This window comes from Acinetobacter brisouii (assembly GCF_008993995.1).
Classification (GTDB): Bacteria; Pseudomonadota; Gammaproteobacteria; order Pseudomonadales; family Moraxellaceae; genus Acinetobacter; species Acinetobacter brisouii_A.
Genome location: NZ_BKNN01000096.1, coordinates 1 through 6,080 on the forward strand (window position 1 = coordinate 1; position 6,080 = coordinate 6,080).

4 protein-coding genes and 3 pseudogenes are annotated in these 6,080 nt (G+C 34.1%); 5 read left to right on the plus strand and 2 right to left on the minus strand.

What is annotated here, in order from left to right; translation table 11 throughout:
• Positions 1 to 108 (plus strand): annotated as a pseudogene (locus tag GBN19_RS14135) (IS5/IS1182 family transposase); the annotation flags it as partial.
• Between the two features lie 15 nt (positions 109 to 123).
• Here the strand turns inward: GBN19_RS14135 and GBN19_RS14140 are convergent.
• Positions 124 to 1,740: pseudogene (locus tag GBN19_RS14140) on the minus strand (DNA methyltransferase); the annotation flags it as partial.
• A 99-nt stretch (positions 1,741 to 1,839) separates the two neighbouring features.
• Positions 1,840 to 2,853, minus strand: coding sequence for an Arc family DNA-binding protein (locus GBN19_RS14145; protein ID WP_151778572.1), 1,014 nt, complete (start codon positions 2,851 to 2,853; stop codon positions 1,840 to 1,842).
• A gap of 118 nt (positions 2,854 to 2,971) precedes the next feature.
• Between GBN19_RS14145 and GBN19_RS14150 the strand changes: the two genes are divergently transcribed.
• From GBN19_RS14150 to GBN19_RS14165, 4 genes and pseudogenes are all read left to right on the plus strand, one after another.
• Entirely contained in the window at positions 2,972 to 3,124 is a 153-nt protein-coding gene (locus tag GBN19_RS14150; RefSeq protein ID WP_001260886.1) for an Arc family DNA-binding protein, read from the plus strand.
• 177 nt (positions 3,125 to 3,301) lie between these two features.
• Positions 3,302 to 4,846 (plus strand): IS21 family transposase, encoded by a 1,545-nt coding sequence (istA, locus tag GBN19_RS14155; RefSeq protein WP_151778573.1) that lies wholly within the window; start codon positions 3,302 to 3,304, stop codon positions 4,844 to 4,846.
• Positions 4,843 to 5,589, plus strand: a complete 747-nt coding sequence (locus tag GBN19_RS14160) for an ATP-binding protein (RefSeq protein WP_151778574.1) — start codon at positions 4,843 to 4,845, stop codon at positions 5,587 to 5,589. The genes istA and GBN19_RS14160 overlap by 4 nt, the downstream gene beginning before the upstream one ends.
• A gap of 91 nt (positions 5,590 to 5,680) precedes the next feature.
• Positions 5,681 to 5,953, plus strand: a pseudogene (locus tag GBN19_RS14165) (restriction endonuclease); the annotation flags it as partial.
• Positions 5,954 to 6,080 lie beyond the last annotated feature (127 nt).

Sequence of the window (6,080 nt, forward strand, 5' to 3'; positions counted from 1 at the left end):
CTTAAACATTTTCGGATATTAACAGAACGCTATAGAAATAGACGGAAACGCTTTGGTCTAAGAATGAATTTAATTGCTGGAATGGTGAATTGGATGCTCTTAAATTAACTTTCGCAAGAGGTCTATTGAGTTCGTAGATACAAAAGCACATTCTGCATTGAAATTTTTAATATAAAGTGCTGCTTTAAAAAACCAACAAGCAATATAATCTAAGCTACTAACCCCAGGTGCTTCTTTAAAAACAGATAATACTTCTTCTCTTTGCACTTGATTTTGTTTTTTTGCTCCAATGTATGGTGGGTTACCTAGAATATATATTTCATCGCCATCAATTTTAGGACAAATTTTTTCCCAATTTGTTCTTAGGGAATTTGCACATACAATATGTCCACTTTGCTTTAAAGGCAAGGAGGCTAGAGACTCACCCAATTCATCTTTAAATATTATATTCATCTGGTGTTCAGATAGCCATAAAGACAAAATCGCAACTTCATGAGCAAAATCATCAATTTCTATCCCATAAAATTGAGAAACCTGAATCACTGAAAATGGTTTTGAAAATTGGCCTGTTTTTTCTAATTCTAACTCTTGTACACGCTTCAAAAGCTCCATTTCAAACTTACGAAGCTCTTTATACGCAATAATAAGGAAATTACCTGAACCACAGGCAGGGTCAAAAATTTTAAGTTGCCCCAAACTTTGCTGTAATTTTAATAGCTTATTAACATTGTCTTGGTTTTTCTCTAATTCTTCATAAAGATCATTTAAAAATAAAGGTTCAATCACCTTCATGATATTTGGTACTGAAGTATAATGCTGTCCCATCGTACTACGCTGTTCAGTATGAACAACAGCTTGGAACATTGACCCAAAAATATCAGGATTAATATCAGACCAGTCTAGGTCTTTACCACACTCAATCAAAATCCTACGTGATTTGCGTGTGAATTTTGGAACTTGAATATCATCTTTAAACAAACCACCATTTACATACGGAAATTCTGCTAGGTAATCAGGTAAATCGGCTTCACGATCTTCGGGTGACTGGTTTAATACTTTAAACAAACGACTAATTAGAGAAGATAAATCTGATCCATCTTCATTGCTCTTTGATATTGCCGAAGTAAACTGTTTGTCCTTAAAAATTTCGGTATCTTCAGCAAAATAACAAAATAAAAGTCGAGATAAGAAAATATTGAGTTGATGTAAGTTATCTTTATTGTTTAAGTCGTCTTCATCGAAATTATCAGCTTTAATTTCGTCAAATAGTTTTGCTAATTTTTCAGCAGCCTTAACATCCGCAGGGTTTTCGCCTTGATATACGGCTTTCTCCATCCCAGCCCATGGTAAGAAGAAATCAAATTTTTTAGCTAAATCACCAAAAGGAACATCCAATGTATCTTGTGTTTTAGTATCTATGGCTAATAGATTTTTAAAATCAGTCACGATCAAGAAGCGAATCTTATTACTTTCTGTTCGCTTTTCATTCTTCATTTGATCAATCAGACCATGTAAATCATGCTGTTTTGCAATTTGGAAGTATATTTGGCGCTTCCAAAAAACCGTGTTTTCCTTATCTTCAGCTAAATTACGCTCACCATTACGCACTCGTCCAATAGTTTGACTACGATGCCCATAAGCTAAAAGCAACTCATAGATAAAATCTTGTTGCTTTAGCTCATCTTGAGCAATTTTATGGATGAGCTGTTTAACATTTTCTTCGATTTGGACGATATTCATTTGTATAGATGACCGTATAGAAACTGATAATTAGTTTATAGAAACAATAGGTTAAATTGAATGAGACTTCTTGTGTATACGACACAAATTGACGTGGAATTAATCGAAGTTCATAGGGTGCTTAATGTGGAATTCTGAATCATGCAAAATTTTTTGAATGTATTCCTTTTCATTGAAATCCTTAATCAATCTTGATCTAAGCAAATCAAATCCTTGCCAATAGAATTCGTCCATTGAACGTTCTGGTAATTTATCTGCAAGATCATCCATCCATGGAGTCTGATGTAGTTGATCAATCAATGGTAAAGGGTGTACCTCTTGAGACCATATTTTCTCAGTTATTTCTTCTGATATTACAAAACTATATACATTAGGGTAATTATGTGAACCATGATATTTTTTTAAAGTATGAAAAATTAAACAGAGATAAAGCAGAGAGTTATATCCGCCAAAACCATTTACTTCACTAATATGATAAGGGGTATGAAAACACTCCAAATAGTGATTAGAGTACAGTTTAGCTATAAGTAGTGAGCCATCCGTATTTAGACTACGAAGAAATTTGACTTCTTTTACAGACTCATCTTTTAAGAATGTTTTTTCAGGATTAGGAGTTAATAGCCATTTCAGGTCTTTGTCTAAATACTCATTAAAACGAAAACTCTCAACTTTGAATGGTCTTTCTTTTCCAAAAAGCAGCCAATTCTCATTTGCAGAAAAAAAATCTGCAATTTTTTTTAGCTGATTAAAAGTTGGCTCCATTTCTGCCCTAAACCATGACTCTGTACTATCCGCTGAACTTTCATCAATTCTATATGCTAATTCTGCAATCGTAAGTTGATTAAAATATTTACTTTTTTTGATTTCATTGAATAAAAAGACGAGTCGTTCAGCCACATCTTTTTTACGCTGGGTCGGTGTCCGTGCTTGTAGAAAATTTTCAATTACTTTAGCTGCTTCTAGATGAATATTATTATCCATTACAAAAGAATCATATAGACGAGACATGGTCTCGGCATTGATTGATCGCTGATTTACCTTAGCAGCTTCATCAATCTTTAACTTTAAATCCTCAGGAATTCGGAGGTTAAATTGAATGTCTTTTTTTTTCATAGATTCCACGAACAGTAGGAATAAGCAATAGTAGCATTATGATGCAAAAAAACTATTGCGCATATAGAATCATTTTAATACCATAGAATCAAAATGCTACTATTGGTCAACAATTAATATGCGAACAACCAAGCAATTAAATCTAAGGTTGCCTGAAGAGTTGGTTTTTTGGGTGAAAAAAATGGCTAAGAAAAGACATCAATCGATGAATTCTTATGTATTAACTGAACTTGAACGCATGAAGAAGGAGTCGAAAAATGAATTAAATTAATTTTTTATTTTATCTATGGAGAAAGATCAATGACTCATGCTCTAACATGAGCCATTGAAAAGTGTCTTTGAGTACCGACACGCTTAGTATTTTGTTCAATTACTTTTTTAAAGTCAATAAAGCAAAATGCTTGCTCTTTCTCCCTTTATCCATTTATTTGATTTTGGGAGTTTTCAAATGAAAATAGCCGTTGTAATACAAAGAAAAATTTGTGAGTTTTTGGCGCAAGGTAATACACATCGACAAATTGCAAAAAGAGTTAATGTGTCTCCAACAACAGTTGGTGTTATTGCTAAAAAATTAAATGAAATTGAAATACCTGTTGCTGAGGTGTTGAAAGCATCTAATCAAGAGTTTGTAGATATTGTGCAAACAGGTGTTGCAAGAAATATTATGAGGTGCAAACCATTACCAGACTTTACATATATCAATGATCAAATGAAGATCAGAGATATGACGCTTAAGCAATTGTGGATTGAATTTAAAGAAACAGAGCCAGAAGGTGTTTCTTATTCTCGATTTGTGAAATTGTATAAACAGTGGTTGAAAAAATTACGCCCCTCCATGCGCCAACATTTTACTGCTGGTCAGACATTGCTTGTCGACTTTTGTGGTAAAACAATGCCAATTCACGACATTAATTCAGGCAAGGTGAGGAATGTACAAATCTTTGTAGGTGTATTAGGCGCTTCAAGTTTAATCACTGTGATTGCAGCCGAAACTCAACAAACACATGACTGGTTAAAATGTTTCACAGCCACTTTTGATCGTATAGGTGGCGTTCCTAGAGAAGTAATCACAGATAATCTAAAAGCGGCTGTTATTAAAACAGGGCGTAATGGAACGGTTTTCAATAAAACATTTGAACAATTTGCTGACTATCATGATTTTGCAATTCTAAATACTCGCCCACGTACCCCCAAGGACAAAGGGCTAGCAGAGGTTTGTGTTCAAATTATCCAACGTTCTGTCTTGATCAAATTAAGAGAAAGAAAATTTTTCTCACTTGAAGAATTGCAAAAAGCTATCGATGTAGAAGTTGATAGAATCAACAATGGTGTTACTAAGCGTTTTCCTGAAAGTCGATCAGATCGTTTTCATCGATTTGAAAAAAATGAATTACTTGCACTACCTAAACATCCATATCCTTTTTCAAAATGGATATTTCAACAAACCGTTTCAGAGTTTTATCAGTTCACCATTGATGGGAATATTTATTCTGTTCCTTATAATCTGATAGGTAAGAAGTTAGATATCGGTGTTACAAGTCATGAAGTGCAATTCTATTATGAGAATGAATTAATTACTTCACACAGTTTATTAGAGGGTTATGGTCAAGCAAGTATTCTAGACGAGCATATGCCAGCCAATCATAGGCTTTATAATACTTTAAGCCCAGCAAGTATTAAGCAGTGGGCTAAATCTCTTGGAAACTATGTTTATGAGTTTGTGGAACAAATTCTAAATAAGTCCAAGCAACTCGCTCGTAATATTAAGTCTTTAAATAAGCTTAGAGATTATATTTTAGAAAATAAGCTTGATTCTGTCCTTAATCAGGCTTGTGAGTATGCATTAAAATATAATCTATTAGCAGTTACAGATCTATTGTATGTACTCAAAAATAGAAAATATATCCAACCTCTAAACACCACTCAAACAATGAATCCCTATACACACGCAAACTTACGTGGTGCTAATTATTTCGGAGGGGATGCAAGATGACTACAAAGAGCGTTATTGCACAAAAAATGCAAGATTTAAAACTCAATGGTTGTTTGAATTGCTTTGTTGATCATTATGATGAAATGGTTAACAGTAAAAAGACCTCATTAGAAATTCTCAATGAATTACTAATCGCCGAGCAAAATGAAGTCAGCAACCGAAAAATTTTATCATTGCTAAATAAATCAAATATACGATATCCAACAAGTAGCCTGACGGAAATAGATTGTTCCAATAAAAAAGGGCTTACAAGCGATATTTTACAAAGTTTTGCTGATTGTGAATGGATCAAGTCCAAACATAACCTAATTTTTACAGGTGCAACTGGTATAGGTAAGACATGGCTTGCCTCTGCATTTGGAACGAACGCATGTAAGTTGGGTTTAAAAGTCATCTTTTATAATACAACTGAGTTGTTCGAAGATTTCAATACTGCGGTAAATTTGGGAACTATCTCGACCTTAAAGAAGAGATTACTTTCCTGTAAATTGCTCATTTTGGATGATTTTGGTTTATCCCAGATCAATAATTCTTGGTTAGCGCATTTTATTAGTGTTATTGATAAACATAGTGACAACGGTTCATTACTAATCACAAGTCAATATGAAACCAATCTATGGCTCAATCACTTTGAGGACCAAACGGTTGGTGAGGCATTGCTAGATCGTATTGTTCATAGGTCCCATATTTTTAATTTAGCAGGTGAATCTATGCGAAAAAAACGAGGTAAAAAAATCGAATAATTTTTTATATTTGTCCAAGTAAAGCGACACTTTAATTTACGTATAAGTTTATTAAAGTGTCCAACTTGGATGAGAATGGGTGTTCAACTAAGTGTTGATTTTGCAGCTTAAATATAATCCTTTAGATCAAAGCTATCCTGACAATGAAATCTTTGTGAGTAATGAGAACATTCCATTACAGTCTTACAAGGCAGAGCGCCATATCTGGGATTACGTAGTCACTGACTCTGATAATGAGCGTAAGTTTGTGGAGGAATTGGATGGTGCAGATGAGGTGGTCGTCTACGCTAAACTCCCTGATCGTTTCCAGATCCCTACGCCTTTTGGTAGCTATAACCCTGACTGGGCAATTGCTTTCAATAAGGTGAACCGTACCGGGTTTGTCGGAGACTTTTTTATTTAAGTTAGGCCACCTGACCTAACGGGTTAATCTTATCATAGTACATTGCTTCAAACTCAAAAGGCGATACATAACCCAGTGCACTGTGTAC